Consider the following 2,500-nt stretch of genomic DNA (forward strand, 5'->3'; position numbering starts at 1 on the left):
TGGTTGCGGGGGCAGGATTTGAACCTGCGGCCTTCAGGTTATGAGCCTGACGAGCTACCGGGCTGCTCCACCCCGCGGTTGTGTGTGTGATGTTGGTGGGGGAGTGGTGAGTGGGCTAGGGGACCTGGCGGCGACCGACTTTTCCGCACCTTGAGGTGCAGTATCATAGGCGCTGAGGGATTTCACGGCCGAGTTCGGGAAGGGATCGGGTGTAGGGCCCTCGCAATGGCCACCAGGTCTTCTAGCCCACCCAGTCTTTTTGAGAGTGGGAGGAGGTTGGTGTTTAGTGAGTGTGGCTGATTTCTGTGCATGTGTCTGGAGTGAGGATTATGAGCGATTAGGACCGGTTAGCTGCATGCATTACTGCACTTTCACACCCGGCCTATCAACGTGATGGTCTCTCACGGCTCTATGAGACCTTGTTTTGAGGTGGGTTTCCCGCTTAGATGCTTTCAGCGGTTATCCCGTCCATACTTAGCTACCCGGCTGTGCCACTGGCGTGACAACCGGTGCACCAGAGGTATGTTCATCCCGGTCCTCTCGTACTAGGGACAAATCCTCTCAAGTCTCGTACACCCACGGCAGATAGGGACCGAACTGTCTCACGACGTTCTAAACCCAGCTCACGTACCACTTTAATCGGCGAACAGCCGAACCCTTGGGACCTGCTCCAGCCCCAGGATGTGATGAGCCGACATCGAGGTGCCAAACCTCCCCGTCGATGTGGACTCTTGGGGGAGATCAGCCTGTTATCCCTAGAGTACCTTTTATCCGTTGAGCGATGGCCCGTCCACGTGGGACCACCGGATCACTATGGCCGACTTTCGTCTCTGCTCGAACTGTCATTCTCGCAGTCAGGCGGGCTTATGCCATTGCACTCGACAGCCGGTTTCCGACCGGCCTGAGCCCACCATCGCGCGCCTCCGTTACACTTTGGGAGGCGACCGCCCCAGTCAAACTGCCCACCATGCAGGGTCCCGGACCAGGCTTACTGGTCTCGGTTAGACATCAGAAAAATTCAGGGTCGTATTTCAAGGGTGGCTCCACCGGTGCTGGCGCCCCGGCTTCAAAGCCTCCGACCTATCCTACACAGGATTTTCCTGATGCCACTGCAAAGCTGCAGTAAAGGTTCATAGGGTCTTTCCGTCTGACCGCGGGTACCCCGCATCTTCACGGGGAATTCAATTTCGCTGAGTCGATGCTGGAGACAGTGGGGAAGTCGTTACGCCATTCGTGCAGGTCGGAACTTACCCGACAAGGAATTTCGCTACCTTAGGACCGTTATAGTTACGGCCGCCGTTTACCGGGGCTTCAATTCAATGCTTGCACATCTCCTCTTAACCTTCCGGCACCGGGCAGGCGTCAGGCCCTATACGTCATCTCACGATTTCGCAGAGCCCTGTGTTTTTACTAAACAGTCGCTACCCCCTGGTCTGTGCCACCCGTCCATGGTTGCCCACGAGCGGGTCTCGTTTATCCCGAAGTTACACGAGCAATTTGCCTAGTTCCTTCAGCATCGTTCTCTCAAGCGCCTTGGTATTCTCTACCAGTCCACCTGTGTCGGTTTCGGGTACGGTCTATACGCCAGAGCTATTTCCTGGAATGGTCAAAAAGCCTGTTCAATCCGTTAAGGACAGACAACATTTCCCATTCGTCACTTCTGGCAGGCCTAGGACTATTCACCTAGTTCCCATCGACTACGGCTCTCGCCCTCGCCTTAGGGGCCGGCTCACCCTGCGTGGATTAACCTTGCGCAGGAACCCTTGGACTTTCGGCGACAGTGTTTCTCGCACTGTTTGTCGCTACTCATGTCAGCATTCGCACTTCCGATATCTCCAGAGGGGGTCACCCCGCCTCCTTCGCAGACTTACGGAACGCTCCGCTACCGCGCATTCATAAGAATGCACCCACAGCTTCGGCACGTGGCTTGAGCCCCGTTACATTTTCGGCGCAGGGTTTCTAATAGACCAGTGAGCTATTACGCTTTCTTTAAAGGATGGCTGCTTCTAAGCCAACCTCCTGGTTGTTTTGGAATCCCCACATCCTTTCCCACTTAGCCACGATTTAGGGGCCTTAGCTGGTGGTCTGGGCTGTTTCCCTCTCGACAATGGACCTTAGCACCCACTGTCTGTCTGCCGGGCTATACTCCTGGGTATTCGGAGTTTGGTTAGGTTTGGTAAGGCTTTGGGCCCCCCTAGCCCATCCAGTGCTCTACCCCCCAGGGTAAACACCCGACGATCTACCTCAATAGATTTCGCGGAGAACCAGCTATCTCCGAGTTTGATTGGCCTTTCACCCCTAGCCACAGCTCATCCCCGACTTTTTCAACAGGCGTGGGTTCGGCCCTCCAGTGCGTGTTACCGCACCTTCAGCCTGGCCATGGCTAGATCACTCGGTTTCGGGTCTTCTGCCAGCAACTCAGTCGCCCTATTCAGACTCGCTTTCGCTACGCCTACACCTAACGGCTTAAGCTCGCTGCAAACAGAAACTCGCTGACCCA

1 tRNA gene and 2 rRNA genes (1 of these 3 cut by a window edge) are annotated in these 2,500 nt (G+C 55.7%); all 3 read right to left on the bottom strand.

The annotated features are described in order from the left end of the window. Window positions 1–77 (bottom strand) — tRNA-Met (locus B7444_RS14760). A 45-nt stretch (window positions 78–122) separates the two neighbouring features. After that, window positions 123–237, bottom strand: a 5S ribosomal RNA gene (gene rrf, locus B7444_RS14765). Between the two features lie 80 nt (window positions 238–317). Continuing rightward, a 23S ribosomal RNA gene (locus tag B7444_RS14770) occupies window positions 318–2,500 on the bottom strand; it runs 554 nt beyond the window's last position.

Origin of the sequence: Gluconobacter thailandicus F149-1 = NBRC 100600 (assembly GCF_000964465.1) — a bacterium.
Classification (GTDB): domain Bacteria; phylum Pseudomonadota; class Alphaproteobacteria; order Acetobacterales; family Acetobacteraceae; genus Gluconobacter; species Gluconobacter thailandicus.